This is a genomic window from Sphaerisporangium fuscum, from assembly GCF_018531465.1.
GTDB lineage: Bacteria > Actinomycetota > Actinomycetes > Streptosporangiales > Streptosporangiaceae > Sphaerisporangium > Sphaerisporangium fuscum.
Map to the genome: position 1 here is coordinate 306,283 of NZ_JAHDTF010000003.1, position 16,688 is coordinate 322,970.

Below are 16,688 nucleotides of genomic sequence, written 5' to 3' on the forward strand. Positions count from 1 at the left end.
GAGAGGTGCGATGCGCGTGGTGGGTGACTACCGTGACGAGAACGATCGGCGGGCGACCGGGACCGGCGAAGGCGAGCGGCCGGGCGTCCCCGGTTCCGCGGAGACCGCGGGCGAGCTGGAGCGGGCCGCCGAGCTCGTGCGTGCCCTGTACGGCCTGGAGGGCGAGCTGACGCGCCTGCCGGGGGAGAGGGACCTCAACTTCCGGCTGTCGGCCGCAGGGGGCGAGCGATACGTCGTCAAGCTCCATGTGCCCGGCACGGACCCGGCCGAGCTGGATCTGCAGAACGCGGTGCTCTCGCACCTGGAGGCCCAGCACGCGCCGCCCCCGGCTCCCCGGGTCGTGGCCGCCGGGGACGGGCGCGGCGCCGTACCGGTGCCCTGGAGCGACGGCGAGCGCACGCTACGGGTGCTGACCTGGATGCACGGCAGGCCCTGGACCGAGGTGGAGCCGACGCCCGGGCGCCTGCGCGACCTCGGACGCCACGTGGCGGGCGTCGACCGGGCGATGCGGGACCTGACCCATCCCGCGATGCGGCGCGAGCTGCTGTGGAACCTCACCAGCGCCCCGCGGGTCGAGCCGTTCGCCGCCGCGGTCGACGGCTCGCTGCGGCCGCTGGTGCTCCAGGTGTTCGACCGCTTCCGCGCTCACGTCGCGCCCAGGCTGCCCTCCTTGCCGCACCAGATCATCCACAACGACGGCAACGAGTTCAACATCCTGGTCGACGACTCCGGCGGCGTCGCGGGCCTCATCGACTTCGGCGACGTGGTGTGGAGCCCGAGGATCTGCGGACTCGCCGTGGCGGGCGCCTACGCGATGCAGGGCCACCACGACCCTGTGCGCGCCGTGCTGCCCCTGGTGGCCGGCTACGACGAGGTGGCGCCGCTCGCTCCGGCCGAGCTGGAGGTGCTCTACGACCTGATGCGCACGCGGCTGGCCATGAGCGTGTGCATGGCCGCCCGCCAGCACGCCGGCGACCCCTCCAACGACTACCTGCTGGTGAGCCAGGAAGGGGTGAGGGACGTCCTCCGGCGCCTCGCCGGGGTGAGCCCCGATCTCGCCCACTTCCTCTTCCGCGACGCCGTCGGCTTCGCCGCCGATCCGTCGTCCCGCCTGGTCCGCCAGTACTTCGCGTCGGGCGGGGCCCGCCCGACGCCGGTCCTGGACCGTTTCGAGGTGGCGACCGGGCGTCATGGCGAGGGCCGCCGGACCTGCCGGGCCCCGCTCCCCGAAGGGGCCGGGGGAGCGGAGGAAACGGTTCACCTGGGCCGTGACCTGGCGGCGGAGAAGGGGAGCGTCGTCCGCTGCCCGCTCCCCGGCGTCGTCCGCACCGTGCTCCCCGGCCCGGGGGGCGAGGCGGACGGGCTGGTCATCGTCGAGCATCACATGATCGCGGATCAGGAGGCCGGAGTACGGCCCACGGGCGCCGACCGGCGCTTCTGGACCCTGTACCGCCATCTGGAGCCCGGGCCGATCAAGCCCGGCGAGGTGCTGGCGCCGGGCGCCCCGCTCGGCACCGCTGGTTCCTTCCTGCACCTCCAGCTGGTGACGCACCTGCTGGGGCTCGGGGCCGGCTTCCCCGGCGCCGTGCCCGAGGGCGAGGCGGACGTCTGGACGAACCTCAGCCCCGACCCGAACCTCCTGCTCCCGACGCCGCAGGGCGGCGCGGCCCGCCCGCGCCGGAGCGCGGCGGGCATCGCGGCGCGGCGCCGGACGAACATGAGCGGGGCGATGAGCCTGTCCTACCGAGAGCCGCTGCACATCGTGCGAGGCGAGGGCGCCTACCTGATCGACGGCTCCGGCCGGCGCTGGCTGGACATGGTCAACAACGTCTGCCACGTCGGCCACTGCCATCCACGTGTCGTCGAGGCGGGCCGGCGCCAGATGGGAGTGCTCAACACCAACACCAGGTACCTGCACGAGTCGGTCGTGGACCTGGCCCGGCGGCTCGTCGAGCTGCTGCCCGACCCGCTGAAGGTCTGCTTCTTCGTCAACTCCGGATCCGAGGCCAACGACCTGGCGCTACGGCTGGCCACCGCGCACACCGGCGCCTCCGACCGCCTGGTGGTCGACCACGCCTATCACGGGCACCTCTCCTCACTGGTCGCGCTGAGCCCGTACAAGTTCGACGGCAGGGGCGGGCACGGGCGGCCGGACACCACACACGTCTGCGAGCTGCCCGACCCCTACCGGGGACGGCTGCGCGCCGGGCGGGACGCCGGCCTCGGGATCCGGTACGCGGAATCGGTCGCCGGACACCTCGCCGGGCTGCGGGCGGCGGGCCGGCGACCGGCCGCGTTCTTCGCCGAATCCCTGCAGAGCTGCGGCGGCCAGATCGTCTACCCGGACGGCTACCTGCGAGCCGCGTTCGAGCACGTCAGGAAGGCCGGCGGCGTCTGCGTCGCCGACGAGGTGCAGGTGGGGTTCGGCCGCGTGGGCCGGCACTTCTGGGGGTTCGAGCTGCAGGGCGTCGTCCCCGACATCGTCACCATGGGAAAGCCGATGGGCAACGGGCACCCGCTGGCCGCCGTGGTGACGACCCCCGAGGTGGCGCGCTCGTTCGTGACGGGAATGGAGTGGTTCAACACCTACGGCGGCAACCCGGTGTCGGCGGAGATCGGCCTGGCCGTGCTCGACGTCATCCGCGACGAGCACCTGCAGGCCCGCGCGCGTGCCCGCGGCGAGCGGCTCCTCGCGGGCCTGAACGCGCTGCGGAAGCGGCACCCCCTCATCGGGGACGTCCGCGGCGAGGGGCTGTTCCTCGGCGTCGAACTGAGCCTTCCGGGGCGATCGCCGGCGACGGCGCAGGCCGGGGCGGTGAAGGAGGCCGCGAAGGCGCGCGGCGTCCTGCTGTCCACCGACGGCCCGGACGACAACGTCCTGAAGATCAAGCCGCCCCTCGTGCTGGCCGAGGAGGACTGCGACCTGTTCCTGGAGGTCCTCGACGAGGCCCTGGGCGAGGTGGAACGCGTCGTGTGAGCACACGCGCTCCGGCTCCCGCGTCCCGTGCGCCGAGCGCTCCCCGGGAGGACGGGCAAAGCCGTCCCCTGTGGGTCTGACATGCCTCCGAACTGGGCGTCCGGATGCCCGGCGAGGCCTGCCGAGGTCTTGACATCACCCATTCTTTGAGCGATCGTTCGACTACATTCACCCGCTGTCCGGACGGCGGTGATCCTCTGCCACGATTGGCGAACCGAAATGCAACACATGCGGCACAGGGCCGCCGCGGTGGCGGCCATCGCGCTGATCCTCACCACGGCCGGTTGTTACAAGAGCAGCGACGACAAGGCGGCGGGCGCCGCACCGGACGGCGCGGGCAGGCGGGAACTCGTCACCACCACCCCGCCCGGCGTCGGGAAGGTCGACAAGGTCACCTGGGCCCTCTACCGGGGGACCACCTCGATCGACCCGATCACCACCGGCGACTACCCCGAGATCACCGTCACGAGCCTGATGTGCGAGTCGCTGTTCCGGCAGGCTCCGGACGGCTCCGTCGAGCCCGGGCTCGCGACCGGCATCGACTACCCCGACGCCGGGACCGCGGTCGTCAAGCTCCGCGGCGGCGTGCGCTTCTGGGACGGGACGCCGATGACCGCCGAGGACGTCGCCTTCAGCATCGAGCGCAACCGCGACCCCGAAGGCGGCGGCTACTGGGTGCCGGTCCTCGACAGGATCACCTCGGTACGCGCCACCGGGCCGCTCGAGGTCACCCTCAAACTGAGCAAGCCCGACTACTGGCTGCGCGACGTCCTGTCGTACATGCCCGGCATGGTGGTCGCCAAGCACTACGTCCAGGCCAAGGGGAAGGACTACGGCACCGTCAACGGCGGCGCCATGTGCACCGGGTCGTTCAAACTCGGCCAGTGGCGCACCGGCGACGTGCTGTCCGTCGTCCGCAACGACGGCTACTGGAACCGGGCGGAGCTCCCGCTCGTGCGGCAGATCGACTTCAAGGGCATCCCGGACGAGGCCACGCTGACGGCGGCGCTGCTCACCGGCGAGGTGGACGGCGCCTACCTGGAGCTGCCGCTGTCGACCATCGACCAGATCCGGGCGAGCGCCGCCGTCAAGGTGTACCAGGGGCCGTCGTACCTGATCGACGCGTTCATCGTCTCCGACATGAAGAAGGGCCCGCTGGCCGACGCCCGCGTCCGCCGCGCCCTGTCCCTGGCCGTCGACCGGGACGCCTACATCCGCACCCTCTACAAGGGCGCCGCCCAGCCCGCGAGAGCGCTCGGAAGCCCGGGGACGTGGGGCTACGAGAAGGACACCTTCCAGAAGGCGTGGGACGGCCTCGGCGCCCCGAAGGTCGACCTGGACGCGGCGCGCAAGCTCGTCCAGGAGGCCGGCGCGACCGGCAGGACGGTGACGTTCGGCATGAGCAACGAGCTGAACAAGCTGGCCACCGAGGCCAACCTCTACAAGGCCGCCGCGGAGAAGATCGGGCTCAAGGCCGAGCTGAAGGCGGTCTCGGTGGACGCCTACAGCTCCTTCTTCCTCGACCGGCAGGCCCGCGCCCAGGTCGACGGCTTCTTCACCACCAACTACCCCAACTGGGCCGATCCCGCCGCCCTGTACGCGACGTTCTCCCTGCCCGGCGGCCCGCAGGACTACGGCGGCTACCGCGACCCCCGGGTGGCCGGCCTCCTGGAGCGGGCGCGCGGCACGCAGGAGCCGGCGAAGCGGGCCGAACTGGCGGTCCAGGCGCAGCAGGCGGTGACCGAGGACCTGCCGTGGATCCCGAACGTCGCCCCGGACACCGTCCTGGTGCTCAACTCCAAGCTCACCGGAGCCACCGTGTCCTCCCAGCATCTGTTCGCGCCGTGGGCGGCCAAGCTCGGCGCGGTGGGGTGAGCGCGCGTGGCCGCTTACCTTCTGCGCCGCCTGGCGATGCTGGTGGCCACACTGGTGGTGTCCAGCTTCGTGGTGTTCGCCGGGCTGTCCGTGGCTCCGGGGAACCCTCTGGCGACCCTCTCGGGAGGCCGTTCCCTGCCGCCCGGGAGCGTCGCGGTCCTCGTGGCGCGCTACCACCTCGACGAGCCGTTCCTGGTGCGCTACCTGGCCTGGGCGGGCAACGCCCTGCGAGGCGATCTCGGCCTGTCCATCACCCTGCGCCAGAACGTCTCCGACCTCATAGCGGCCCGCGCGGGCACCACCGTCGCGCTCGTCCTGTACGCGTCCGTCATCGTCGTGGTCGCCGGCGTCGCGATCGGGCTGCTGGCGGCGCTGCGGCCGGGCCCGCTGGACTCGCTGGTCGTGGCCGCCACGGCCACGGTCGTCGCCGTGCCGCCCTTCGTCGCGGCGATCGCGCTCATCGGCGTCTTCGCCGTGGGCCTGGGCTGGCTGCCCGCGTTCGGCAACGGGTCAGGTCTGTGGGAGGGGCTGCGGCACCTGACGCTCCCGGCCGTCGCCCTGGCGGCGTCCGCGACCGCGGCCGTCGCCAGGGTCACCCGCACCAGCGTGCGGGAGGAGCTCGGCAGGGAGCACGTGCAGACGGCCGTCAGCCGGGGCGTCCCGTACGCCGCGGTGGTCCGCCGCCACGCGCTGCGCAACGCGGCCGTTCCCATCATCACCCTGACCGGGATGACGACCGCGTCCATGATCGCGCTGGCGGCGGTGGTGGAGCGGGCGTTCGGGCTGAACGGCCTCGGCGCCTACCTCGTCAGCGCCACCTTGTCCAAGGACTTCGCCGTCGTGCAGGGCATATCCCTCGTCCTGGTCACGGCGTTCGTCCTCGTCAACACCGTGGTCGACGTGGTCGCCGCGCTCCTCGACCCGCGCATCACCCTAGGGAGGCGATCATGAGTGGCATCCCCGCGCCACCGGCCGCCGTACGCCGCCGGCCCGGACGCGGCGCAGGCCTCGGCCCGCTCGGCACGGCTGCGACCGTGGTGATCGTCGCCGCGGTCGTCCTCGCGGCGGCCGGCCCGGCGCTGCTGTCCACCGATCCGAACGCCAGCGACTTCGCGCACGCGTACGCCCCACCCGACGCCGGGCATCCGCTCGGCTACGACGGCCAGGGCCGCGACCTGCTCGCCCGGCTGCTGACCGGCGCGCGCACCTCGCTTCTCGGACCCCTGTGGGTCGTGGCGCTGAGCATGACGGCAGGCGTGGTCCTCGCCGTCCTGGCCGCGTGGGCGGGCGGGTGGCTGGACTCGGTGGTGTCCTCGGCCCTGGAGGTGGTGTTCGCCTTCCCGGGCGTCCTGCTGGCCATGCTGGTGGCCGCGGTGTTCGGCGCCGGGCTCACCGCGGCGGTGATCGCGCTCGCCGTCGCGTACGTGCCCTACATCGCGAGGCTGCTGCGCGGCGCCGCCCTCGCCGAGCGCCGCAAGGCCTACATCCAGGCGCTGGAGGTGCAGGGGGCGGGCGCGGTGCGGATATGCCTGCGGCACCTGGTGCCCAACCTGCTGCCGCTCATCGGCGCGCAGGCCACGCTGTTCTTCGGATACGCCATGGTGGACCTCGCCATCATCTCGTTCTTCGGCCTCGGGGTGCGTCCTCCCGGCTCCGACTGGGGGGTCATGGTCGCCGGCGGGCAGTCCGGGGTGCTCCAGGGGTACCCGGCCGAGTCGCTGTCGGCGGGCGGCTGCATCGTCGTGCTCGTCGTCGCGTTCAACATCCTCGGCGAGCGCCTGTCGGCCCCCGCCAGGACGGGACGGACCGCGCCGCCCGGCCGGTGGCGCCGCCTCCTCGGGGCCGCCGCGTGAGCGCCCTGCTGGAGGTGGCCGGCCTCACGGTACGGCTGCCGGTCGGCGGCGAGCCGAGAACGGTGCTCAGCGACGTCTCCCTGCGCGTCGGCGAGGGCGAGGCGGTGGGCCTGGTCGGCGAGTCGGGATCGGGCAAGTCCATGACGGCCCGGTCGATCGCCCGGCTGCTCCCGCCCGGCGCGCACGCCGAGGGCTCGATCCGCTACCGCGGCACGGACGTCCTGGCGCTGCGCCGGCAGGCGCTGCGCGAGTTCCGCTCCGAGGTCGCGGTGGTGTTCCAGGACCCGCGCGCCCACATCAACCCCCTGCGCACGATCGGCGACTTCCTGACCGAGGCGCTGCGCGTGAACCGGCGGGTCCGGCGGCGGGAGGCGGAGGAGCGCGCGGTGCGGGTACTGGACGAGGTCGGTGTCGCGGACGGCCGCCGCCGGCTCCGCCAGTACCCGCACGAGCTGTCGGGCGGGCTCCTGCAGCGAGTGATGATCGCCGGCGCGCTGCTGTCCGCGCCGTGCCTGCTGCTCGCCGACGAGCCGACCACGGCGCTCGACGTCACCACGCAGGCCGAGGTCATGGCGATCCTCGACGAGCTGCGGCGCGAGCGCGGGCTGGCGCTGCTGTTCATCACCCACGACCTGGAACTGGCGGCGGCGGTGTGCGACCGCACCGTGGTGATGTACGCGGGCCGGGTCATGGAGACCCAGGCGTCCTCCTCACTGCACGATCTGCCGCTGCACCCGTACACCGCCGCCCTCGGCGCGGCCCGGCCGTCCCTGGAGCGCCGCACCGACCGGCTGCCCACCACACCGGGGCGCCCGCTGTCGGCCTTCGAGGCGCCCGCGGGCTGCGCCTTCGGCACCCGGTGCCCGCACGTGGCGGAGCGCTGCCGCGCCGTCCGCCCCCGCCTGCGGCCGCTGGCGGGCGGGGAGGTCGCCTGCGTGCGGGCCGAGGAGCTACTGGCGGCCCCCGTCGGGGACGGCCGGAGCCGCGACGAGGAAGGGACGGTGGCGGGCGGTGACTGAGCCGATCCTGGAGGTCGAAGGGCTCCGCAAGGTCTTCGGCGACGCCGTCGCGGTGGAGGGCGCGAGCTTCTCCCTCGCCCCGGCCGGGGCGCTGGCCATCGTCGGCGAATCCGGATCCGGCAAGACGACGATCGCCCGGATGATCGTGGGGCTGGAGCGGCCCACCAGCGGGCGCGTCACGGCCTGCGGCGCCGACCGGTCGGCGCCGGCCCGCTCCGCCCGCGAACGCCGCAGGCGCGGCCGGGAGGTCCAGATCGTCTTCCAGGACCCCTACCTGAGCCTCGACCCCCGCCAGACCCCGGCCGCCGCCATCGACGAGGTGCTGAGGCTGCACTCCACGCTGGACGCCCCCGCCCGTCGCCGCAGGGTCGCCGAACTCGCCGAACTCGCCGGCCTGGACGACCGCCAGCTCGCCGCGCTGCCCGCGCGGCTGTCGGGCGGCCAGCGCCAGCGCGTCGCCATCGCCCGCGCGCTCGCGGCCGAACCACGCGTCCTGATCCTCGACGAGGCCGTCGCCGCGCTGGACGTGTCGATCCAGGCCCAGGTGCTCAACGTACTCGCCGACGTGCGCGAACGCACCGGGGTCGCCTACCTGTTCATCAGCCACGACCTCGCCGTGGTGCGCCAGGTGACCGACGACGTCGTCGTCATGCGGCGCGGCGCGATCGTCGAGCGGGGACCGACCGGGCAGGTGCTGGACGACCCCCGCCACGAATACACCCGGCTGCTGCGCGAGAGCGTGCCCCGCCCCGGCTGGCGGCCCACCCGCCGTCTCACCCCTTCCACCGAGGAGACACCATGACCCGGACGGACCCCTCACCCGGCCTCGCCCCACCGGCGGGCACCGGCCCGGACGGCTGGCCGAGCGCCACCGAGCTGGCCGCGCGCATCGCCGCCGGCGAGATCGGCGCGCGGGAGATCCTGGAGAGCCACCTCGCGCGCGTCGACGCCCTCGACCCCGCGCTCAACGCGATCTGCCACCTCAGCCGGGAGGAGGCCCGCGAGGCGGCCGACGCCGCCGACGCCGCCGTCGCGCGCGGTGAGCCCCTGCCGCCGTTCCACGGCGTGCCGATGGCGATCAAGGACCTGCACCCGGTACGCGGCTGGCCGCTGTGCGGGGCGTCGAACGCCGTCGCCCACGACGTCATGCCGCAGGACGCGCCGGCGGTCCGGGCGCTGCGCGAGGCCGGCTTCGTCTTCGCCGGGGCCACCACCTCGCCGGAGTTCGGCACCCTGTCGATCACCGAGTCGCACCGGCACGGCGTGACCCGCAACCCGTGGGACCTCCGCCTCAGCCCCGGTGGGTCGAGCGGTGGCGCGGCGGCGGCCGTGGCGGCCGGCATGTTCCCCATCGCCCACGGCTCGGACGGCGCCGGCTCCATCCGCGAGCCCGCCAGCTACTGCGGCCTGGTGGGCATGAAGCCGAGCCGGGGCCGCGTCCCGACGGCCGCGCACTGGCTCGAAGGCTGGACCACCGAAGGGGTGCTCACCAGGACCGTCATGGACACCGCCGCCGTCCTCGACGTCTTCGCCGCCGCCCCGCCCACCGGCTGGTACGGAGCCCCGCCCGACCACACGCCGTACCGGCAGCGAGCCGAACGCGACCCGGCGCGGCTGCGGATCGGCGTCAACATCCAGCCCGCCTTCCCGGCCGAGGTCGACCCGGTCGCCGCCGCCACCGTCCGCCGCGCGGCCGACATGCTGGCCGACCTGGGCCACGAGGTGGTCGAACAGGACGTGCCCGGCCTGGACGCCGACTGGTTCAAGGCCCGCTTCGACATCCTGTACGCCACCGGCTCGGCCGACAGCGAGATCGCCGACGAGGAGGCCGTCGAACCGCTCAACCGGACGCTGCGCGAGGCCGCCCGGCGCACCGACTCGCTGACCTACGTGACCGCGGTGCTGGACCTGCAACTGCGGTCGGCGGAGATGTACACGGCCTGGGACGCCGTCGACGTGCTGCTCACCCCGACCAACCCCGTCCTCGCCTCCTACGAGGGCGCCCTCTGGGAGGGGCAGGAGGAGGACCCGTGGCTGCCGATGCGACGGGTGGAGGAGACCGCGTCGCTGACCGTGCTGTCCAACATGCTCGGCCTGCCGGCGATCTCCGTGCCCGTGGTCGAGCCGCTCGGCCGTTCGCCGCTCGGCGTCCAGCTCATCGGCGGGCGCTGGCGCGACGGCACCGTCATCTCCCTGGCCGCCCAGCTCGAGCGGGCCCATCCGTGGCGGCACCGCGTCCCCACCGGCCTCGCCCTGTGACCCCCGACAACGGAAAGGAACCCATGAACCCGTCCGGCACCACGTCCTCGCCGGTGATCGACTTCCGCGTGCGCGTGCCCAGCGCCGTCCGCCCGCCCATCGCCGACGGGGGTGACGTCTACACGCAGTACGAGGCCGTCCTCGACATCGGCAACGGCTGGCACAAGGGCATGGACGAACTGCTGGCCGAGATGGACGCCGCCGGCGTCTCCCACGCCGTGCTGCACGCCGAGTTCGAGCACGGCGACTACGCCGACGCCCTGAACGAGGAGGTCGCCGAGCAGGTCGCCCGCCACCCCGGGAGGTTCTCGGGGTACGGCACCGTCACGCTGGAGCCGCTGCGCGTCATGCCCGCGGTACGCCAGGTGGAGCGGGCCGCCGCCCTCGGGCTGCGCGGGATCAACGTGCAGCCGTCGTTCTTCGGCCACGCGATCGACGACCGGCAGCTGTACCCGGTGTACGCCAAGGCCACCGAGCTCGGCCTCGCCGTCGCGCTCCACACCGGGGTGAACTACTCGCGCCGCCATCCCATCGACGCCGAACGGCCCGAACGGCTGGACAAGGTCGCCTGTGACTTCCCCGAGGCCACCCTGATCGCCTGCCACGGCTCCTGGCCGTGGATCCCGGAGATCGTGGCGGTGGCACGGCGTCACCCGAACCTCCTGATCGACTTCGGCGGTCTCGCCCCCAAATACATTGGCGTGCCGGGTTCCGGGTGGGACGTCATGTTCCGCTTCATGGACCGGCTGCTGCGCGACCAGATACTGTTCGCCACCGACTGGCCGGTGTTCCCGTTCCAGCGGGCTCTCGACCAATGGCGGGAGCTGGGCCTGCGGCCCGAGACGCTGGAGGCGCTCATGCACGGCAACGCCGGCCGGCTGCTCGAGGGAAGGAAGGCCGTACCCGTATGAGTGTGCCGCGGCTGCCACTGATCACCGACTACGTCGGCCACTGGGCCACCCGTCATCCGGAGCGGGAGGCGCTGGCCGGGCCGGGCGGGCGCTGGACCTACCGCCGGCTGCGCGAGGACGTCGACCGCTGCGCGGCCGGGCTGCTCGCCGCCGGCGTCCGGCACGGAGACCGGGTCGCGCTCCTCGGGCACCCCGGGCCGGAGTGCTATGTGGTGTTCCTCGCGACCGCGGGCATCGGCGCGGTGTGGGTGGGCCTCAACCCCAAGTACACCGTGGCCGAACTGGCCCACGTCGTCACCGACAGCCGGCCCACGCTGCTGTTCGGCATGCTGGACGGCGACCCGTCACAGGAGGGGACGCTGAGCGCGCTGCGCGACCTCGGGCCCATGCGGGTGATCACGCGGGGGCGCGCGGTGCCGGGGCTGTCGATCTCCTACGAGGACTTCCTGGCCGAGGGGGAGGAGGCCGCGCCGTCGCTCCCTGGCGCCCGGGCGGGCGTACGGCCGCTCGACCCCGCGGCGATGATCTACACCTCGGGCACCACCGGCAAGCCCAAGGGCGCTCTGGTGCCCAGCGGCGGGCTGGCGTACTGCGGGGTGGTGCAGGCCGGACGGTGGTACGGCGACGCGCCGCGCAAGCTGTGCGACCTTCCGCTGAACCACATCGGCGGGCTCGGCGACATCTGCACCTCCGTCCTCGCCGGCGGCGGCACGGTCGTCTTCATGGAGCGTTTCGACCCCGCCGGGGCCCTGCGCACCGTGGAACGCGAACGGCTGACCCACCTGTACTGCATCCCCACGCAGTTGCTCGCGGCGGTGCGGACCGAGGAGTGGGCCGAGCGCGACCTGAGCTCGCTGGAGTGGATCCTGTGGGGCGGCGCCGCCGCCCCGCTGAGCCTGCTCACCACCCTGGCGAAGACCGGCGCCCGGCTCGGCACCAGCTACAGCCTCACCGAGTCGACCGGCTCGGTGACCTATACCGATCCCGGCGACCCCCTCGACGTCCTGGCGTGGAGCGTCGGCCGGATCGACCCCCACTACGAGGTCACGCTGCGCCGTTCCGACGGGACGGCCGCAGGCCCCGGCGAGGCCGGGGAGATCCTCGTCCGCGGTGACTTCATCACCCGCGGCTACTTCCGCAACCTCGAGGCGACACGCGCGGCGATCGACGAGGAAGGCTGGCTGCACACCGGCGATCTCGCGACCGAGGAGCAGGGCGGGCACATCCGCCTGGTGGGCCGCCTGAAGGAGATGTTCAAGTCGGGCGGCTACAACGTGTACCCGCGCGAGATCGAGGCCGCTCTGGAGGACCACCCCGCCGTGGCGCTCGCCGCGGTGGTCGGCGTGCCCGACGAGCGCTGGGGCGAGGTCGGGCACGTGTTCATCGTGCCGGCCGCGCCGCTGACGCCGGAGGAGATCCAGGCGTACGCCCGCTCACGGCTGGCCAACTACAAGGTGCCGAAGGTGTTCCGGCTCGAACGGGACCTGCCGAAACTCCCCATCGGCAAGATCGACAAAGTGGAGCTGCGCAGGCGCGCCCAGGAGGGCGCGTGACCTCCGCCAGCAAGGACGATTCGGAGACAGAGATGCACGACAGACCGGTGCTGCGGAACTTCATCGACGGCGCCTTCACCGACGCGACGGGCGGCGGGACGACCCCCGTCCTGGATCCGGCGACCGGCGAGACCATCGCGCACGCTCAGCGATCGGGCGCGGAGGACGTCGACCGGGCCGTCGCGGCTGCCGCGGCGGCGTTCGGCCGCTGGGCGGACACCACTCCCGCCGAGCGGGCCCGCGCGCTGCTCCGGCTGGCGGACGCGGTGGAGGAGCACGGTGAGGAGCTCGCCGAGCTGGAGTCGGCGAACGCCGGCAAGCCGCTCGCGACCGTGAAGGCCGACGAGATCGGCGCCATGGCCGACACCCTGCGGTTCTTCGCGGGGGCGGCCCGCTGCCTGGAAGGGAAGTCGGCCGGGGAGTACGTCGCCGGGTACACCTCCATCATCCGCCGGGAGCCCGTAGGGGTCGCCGGCCAGATCGCGCCGTGGAACTACCCGATGATGATGGCCGTGTGGAAGATCGGGCCCGCGCTCGCCGCCGGATGCACGACGGTGCTCAAACCCGCCCCCACGACACCGGTCACCACGGTGAGGCTCGCCGAGATCGCCGCGGACGTCCTCCCTCCGGGCGTGTTCAACGTCGTCCTCGGAGGCGACGAGGCGGGTGCGGCGATCGTCGAGCACCCCGGCGTGGACCTGGTGTCGCTCACCGGCTCCGTCGGCACCGGCAAGTGGGTGGCCGAGCACGCCGCCCGCACGCTGAAGCGGGTGCACCTGGAACTGGGCGGTAAGGCGCCGGTGGTGGTCTTCGGCGACGCCGATTTGGAACACGCGCTCGACACGATCGCCGGCGCGGGCTACTACAACGCCGGCCAGGACTGCACCGCCGCCACCCGCGTGATCGCGGCCGGCGCGGTGTACGACAAGGTCGTCGCGGGGCTCGCGGAGCGGGCCGGACGCCTGGTGACGGGGGACACGCGGTCGCGGGCCACGACGCTCGGCCCGTTGAACAGCGCGCGGCAGCGCGAGCGCGTCGCGGGACTGGTCGGCCGCCGGCCGGGCCACGCCGAGGTCGTCACCGGCGGGCGCGCCGCCTCCCGTCCGGGCTTCTTCTACGAGCCGACCGTCGTCGCCGGCCTGCGCCAGGACGACGAACTGGTACAGGAGGAGATCTTCGGGCCGGTGATCACCGTCCAGCGCTTCGGTGACGAGGAAGAGGCGATCGCGCTGGCCAACGGCACACCCTACGGGCTCGCGTCATCGGTCTGGACCCGCGACGTCGGCCGCGCGCTGCGCCTTTCGAAGGCCCTGCGCTTCGGCTGCGTCTGGGTCAACGACCACGTACCGCTCGCCTCCGAGATGCCGCACGGCGGGTACAAGCAGTCGGGGTACGGCAAGGACCTCTCCTCCTACGCCGTGGAGGACTACACCCATGTGAAGCACGTGATGGCGAACCTGCGCTGACGGCGGGGGCGCCCGCCGACGGGGACGGCCGCGCCAGCATCATCTATCGATCGTTCGAAAACCGGAGGAACGATGGAGCGGTTCTCCAAGCGCTGGACGCCGCCTCGGGCACGGGCGGGCGCGGTGTCGTGGTGCGAGGGGAGCCGCCGAGCCCGCTCCATCTGCTGTCCGGCTGCCGCTTCCACCCGCGCTGCCCGGCGGCCGCGGCGGTCTGCGGCGAGGACGCCCCGCCGGTGGCACGCCGGGGCGGGCGGCGGGCGGTGTGCCACTTCGCCTGGCAGGACGACCGTCTCACCGCGGTGGCGCGCCCATCTCTTCCCGGCACCGAGGACTGAGGGATCGTGACCGCCCGGCAGGCGTAGCAGGCCCGCCGCCTGCCGGGCGGGACTCAGGAGGAGTTCGCGCCGGTCTCCGCGGCCGTGCGCTCGGCCCAGGAGGGCCCGTAGGAGCCCGCCATCATCTCCCACATGGAGCGGACGACCTCCGGCGGGGCCTTCTCCACCGAGCCCGCGTCGTGCGGCGGCTGCGGGTCGTACTCGATGCCGAGCTGCACCGCCTGCGCGTACGCCGCCCCTTCGAGCCGGTCGCACACCGTCAGCGCCATGTCGATGCCCGAGGAGATCCCCGCCGCGGTGATGATCCTCCCGTCCTCGACGACCCTTCGCGAGGTCGGCTCGGCGCCGAAGCGGCGCAGGCTCTCCAGCTCGTACCAGTGGCTGGTCGCCCGGCGCCCCCGCAGCAGCCCCGCCGCCCCCAGCAGCAGCGAGCCGGTGCACACCGACGTCGTCCACGTGCTCGTCTCGTGGGCGCTCCGCAGCCAGCCGATCAGCTCGCCGTCGTCCAGGTGACGCTGTGTGGTGCTGCCGCCCGCCACGACCACGACGCCCGGCCGTTCCATGCTCGTCAGCGGGTCGGCCACCAGCCCGAACCCCGGCTGGTCGGCGGGGCACATCCCCGGGGACGACGACACGAACCGGACCCGGGCGGCGGGCAGCCGGCTGAGCACCTCGAACGGCCCGGTCGCGTCGAGCGCGGTGAAACCCGGGTAGATGACGATGGCGACGTCCATGATGTACCTGCTCTCCCTGGCCTGCGTACAGGCATTGAGTTTATCGACCGATCGATTAAACTCAAGCGCATGGCGAACGTTCGCGACAGCACGGCTCCAGACATCCGCGCCGACGTGGCCGTCCTCGGAGGCGGCACGGCCGGCGCGGTGGTCGCCGCCCGGCTCGTCGAGAGGACCTCGCTCACCGTCGTGGTCGTCGAGGCCGGGCCCGACTACGGAGCGCTGGGCGACGGACTGTGGCCCGCCGAGCTGCTCGACTCCACCACGCTGCCGGCCACCCACGACTGGGGTTACCAGGGAGCGGGCCCGCTGCCCGGGCGGCGGCTGCCGTTCGAGCGGGCACGTGTGATCGGCGGCTGTTCCTCCCACAACGGCTGCTCGCAGACCGTCGGCCACGGGCCCGACTACCTTCGGTGGGGGCTGTCCTGGAGCGACGAGCGGCTCGCGGCACTGATGCGGGAGGGCGCCGCGAAGCTGCGCGTCCGGCGGGACGCCGACGACGAGCTGACCCCGTTCCAGGCGGCGGCGATGGAGGCGATGGTCGGCTGCGGCATCCCGCGCACCGACGACCTCGACGACCTTCACGCGGGCGCCGGATGCGGGCCCTCGCCCGTCAACAACCCTGGCGGCGTCCGCTGGAACAGCGCCTTCGCCTACCTCGACCCGGTGCGCGGTGAGTCCCGGCTCCGCGTCGTCGACCGCGCGCTGGTCGACCGGCTCGACCTCGACGGCCCCCGCGCCCGCCGCGCGCACCTGCGGCGCGGGAAGGCCCGGCTCACCGTGGAGGCCGGCCGTTTCATCGTCTGCGGCGGCGCGTACGGCAGCCCGGAGATCCTGCTGCGCAGTGGCATCGGTCCCGCCGACCAGTTGCGGGCCGTCGGGGTGCGCCCTCACCTCGACCTGCCCGGTGTCGGCCGCAACCTGCACGACCACCCCACGGTGGAGTTGAGGTTCGCCGCGAGCGAGGAACTCACGCGCCTGCTGGACGACCACGGGCGCGGCCGGGCGCTGCCCGACGAGCAGGTCATCGGCAAGGCGCGCTCGGCCGGCGGCGACGAGCCGTACGACCTGCACCTGCTCCCGTGGACCTCCAAGGAGCGCGGGGGATGGATCTGCGTCCTGCCCGCCGCCTGCCTGACCCCGAGGTCACGGGGCGCTCTGAGGCTCGTCTCGGCCGACCCGGAGGTGAAGCCGGTGATCGAGCACGACTACCTGACCGATCCCGAGGGCGCGGACCTGGCCGTGCTGCGGGACGGCGCCGCCCTCTGCGCGGAGATGGCGCGGTCGGCTCCTCTCGCACCACTGCTCGGCCGCCCGCTGGACGCCTTCAGCGGGAACCCGGGCGCGGGGGACGCCGCCATGCTCACCACCTCCGCGCATTACTGGCATCCGGTGGGCACCTGCGCGATCGGGCCGGACCCGGCCACCGGGGCCGTCGTCGACGCCACCGGCCGGGTCCACGGGACGGAGAACGTCTGGGTCATCGACGCCTCGGCCGTCCCGGTCATCCCGAGAGCCACGACCAACCTTCCGGTCATCGCCCTGGCGGAGCACCTCGTGGAGTCCGTCGCGCCGCTCGGTGCCCCGGCGGACGTGGGGAGTCACCACCGAAGCCGCTGATCGCGGAGATCCGCCACCCGATCCTGCGCCGTTCACCGTCGGAGCCCCGGGCGGTCACCGGCTGGATCAGAGGTTTGGGCTCAATG

Annotated in this window: 13 protein-coding genes; 12 read left to right on the forward strand and 1 reads right to left on the reverse strand. The window is 73.5% G+C overall.

Annotated features, from left to right (window positions below; genetic code table 11):
• The first annotated feature begins 10 nt into the window (after positions 1-10).
• The 11 genes from KIK05_RS04230 (at position 11) to KIK05_RS04280 (ending at position 14,248) form a co-directional block, all read left to right on the forward strand.
• Positions 11-2,977: an aminotransferase class III-fold pyridoxal phosphate-dependent enzyme gene (locus KIK05_RS04230; protein WP_214409189.1), complete on the forward strand. Its 2,967-nt coding sequence runs from the start codon at positions 11-13 to the stop codon at positions 2,975-2,977.
• Positions 2,978-3,205: 228 nt separating this feature from the next.
• On the forward strand, positions 3,206-4,852 hold the full coding sequence (locus tag KIK05_RS04235; RefSeq protein WP_214409190.1) for an ABC transporter substrate-binding protein: 1,647 nt from the start codon (positions 3,206-3,208) through the stop codon (positions 4,850-4,852).
• A gap of 6 nt (positions 4,853-4,858) precedes the next feature.
• Positions 4,859-5,803: an ABC transporter permease gene (locus KIK05_RS04240; RefSeq protein ID WP_308249741.1), complete on the forward strand. Its 945-nt coding sequence runs from the start codon at positions 4,859-4,861 to the stop codon at positions 5,801-5,803.
• Positions 5,800-6,705: an ABC transporter permease gene (locus KIK05_RS04245; protein ID WP_214409191.1), complete on the forward strand. Its 906-nt coding sequence runs from the start codon at positions 5,800-5,802 to the stop codon at positions 6,703-6,705. Before KIK05_RS04240 ends, KIK05_RS04245 begins: the two co-directional genes overlap by 4 nt.
• The gene (locus KIK05_RS04250) at positions 6,702-7,724 is read left to right on the forward strand and encodes an ABC transporter ATP-binding protein (protein ID WP_214409192.1); all 1,023 of its coding nucleotides are present in this window, start codon (positions 6,702-6,704) and stop codon (positions 7,722-7,724) included. The genes KIK05_RS04245 and KIK05_RS04250 overlap by 4 nt, the downstream gene beginning before the upstream one ends.
• The gene (locus KIK05_RS04255; protein ID WP_214409193.1) at positions 7,717-8,526 is read left to right on the forward strand and encodes an ABC transporter ATP-binding protein; all 810 of its coding nucleotides are present in this window, start codon (positions 7,717-7,719) and stop codon (positions 8,524-8,526) included. The genes KIK05_RS04250 and KIK05_RS04255 overlap by 8 nt, the downstream gene beginning before the upstream one ends.
• Positions 8,523-9,983, forward strand: a complete 1,461-nt coding sequence (locus KIK05_RS04260; protein ID WP_214409194.1) for an amidase — start codon at positions 8,523-8,525, stop codon at positions 9,981-9,983. Before KIK05_RS04255 ends, KIK05_RS04260 begins: the two co-directional genes overlap by 4 nt.
• A gap of 23 nt (positions 9,984-10,006) precedes the next feature.
• Positions 10,007-10,894, forward strand: coding sequence for an amidohydrolase family protein (locus KIK05_RS04265; RefSeq protein ID WP_214409195.1), 888 nt, complete (start codon positions 10,007-10,009; stop codon positions 10,892-10,894).
• Positions 10,891-12,447 (forward strand): class I adenylate-forming enzyme family protein, encoded by a 1,557-nt coding sequence (locus tag KIK05_RS04270; RefSeq protein WP_214409196.1) that lies wholly within the window; start codon positions 10,891-10,893, stop codon positions 12,445-12,447. Before KIK05_RS04265 ends, KIK05_RS04270 begins: the two co-directional genes overlap by 4 nt.
• 32 nt (positions 12,448-12,479) lie before the next feature.
• Positions 12,480-13,913, forward strand: coding sequence for a gamma-aminobutyraldehyde dehydrogenase (locus KIK05_RS04275; protein WP_214409351.1), 1,434 nt, complete (start codon positions 12,480-12,482; stop codon positions 13,911-13,913).
• 92 nt (positions 13,914-14,005) lie between these two features.
• Positions 14,006-14,248 carry an oligopeptide/dipeptide ABC transporter ATP-binding protein gene (locus KIK05_RS04280; protein ID WP_250562262.1) on the forward strand — a complete coding sequence of 81 codons (243 nt, stop codon included), beginning with the start codon at positions 14,006-14,008 and terminating at the stop codon, positions 14,246-14,248.
• Positions 14,249-14,301: 53 nt separating this feature from the next.
• Here KIK05_RS04280 and KIK05_RS04285 read toward each other — a convergent pair whose 3' ends face one another.
• Positions 14,302-14,982, reverse strand: coding sequence for a DJ-1/PfpI family protein (locus tag KIK05_RS04285; RefSeq protein ID WP_214409197.1), 681 nt, complete (start codon positions 14,980-14,982; stop codon positions 14,302-14,304).
• A 69-nt stretch (positions 14,983-15,051) separates the two neighbouring features.
• On the opposite strand from KIK05_RS04285, the gene KIK05_RS04290 reads away from it, so the two are divergent.
• A complete protein-coding gene (locus KIK05_RS04290; protein ID WP_214409198.1) occupies positions 15,052-16,602 on the forward strand; it encodes a GMC family oxidoreductase in 1,551 nt (516 codons plus the stop codon).
• Positions 16,603-16,688: the final 86 nt, after the last annotated feature.

Excerpts from the sequence above, each read along its gene's own strand:
- KIK05_RS04230 (WP_214409189.1), top strand. The coding sequence starts at position 11 with ATGCGCGTGGTGGGTGACTACCGTGACGAGAACGATCGGCGGGCGACC.
- KIK05_RS04245 (WP_214409191.1), top strand. The coding sequence starts at position 5,800 with ATGAGTGGCATCCCCGCGCCACCGGCCGCCGTACGCCGCCGGCCCGGA.
- KIK05_RS04285 (WP_214409197.1), bottom strand. The coding sequence starts at position 14,982 with ATGGACGTCGCCATCGTCATCTACCCGGGTTTCACCGCGCTCGACGCG.
- KIK05_RS04275 (WP_214409351.1), top strand. The coding sequence starts at position 12,480 with ATGCACGACAGACCGGTGCTGCGGAACTTCATCGACGGCGCCTTCACC.
- KIK05_RS04290 (WP_214409198.1), top strand. The coding sequence starts at position 15,052 with ATGGCGAACGTTCGCGACAGCACGGCTCCAGACATCCGCGCCGACGTG.
- KIK05_RS04260 (WP_214409194.1), top strand. The coding sequence starts at position 8,523 with ATGACCCGGACGGACCCCTCACCCGGCCTCGCCCCACCGGCGGGCACC.
- KIK05_RS04270 (WP_214409196.1), top strand. The coding sequence starts at position 10,891 with ATGAGTGTGCCGCGGCTGCCACTGATCACCGACTACGTCGGCCACTGG.
- KIK05_RS04265 (WP_214409195.1), top strand. The coding sequence starts at position 10,007 with ATGAACCCGTCCGGCACCACGTCCTCGCCGGTGATCGACTTCCGCGTG.
- KIK05_RS04235 (WP_214409190.1), top strand. The coding sequence starts at position 3,206 with ATGCGGCACAGGGCCGCCGCGGTGGCGGCCATCGCGCTGATCCTCACC.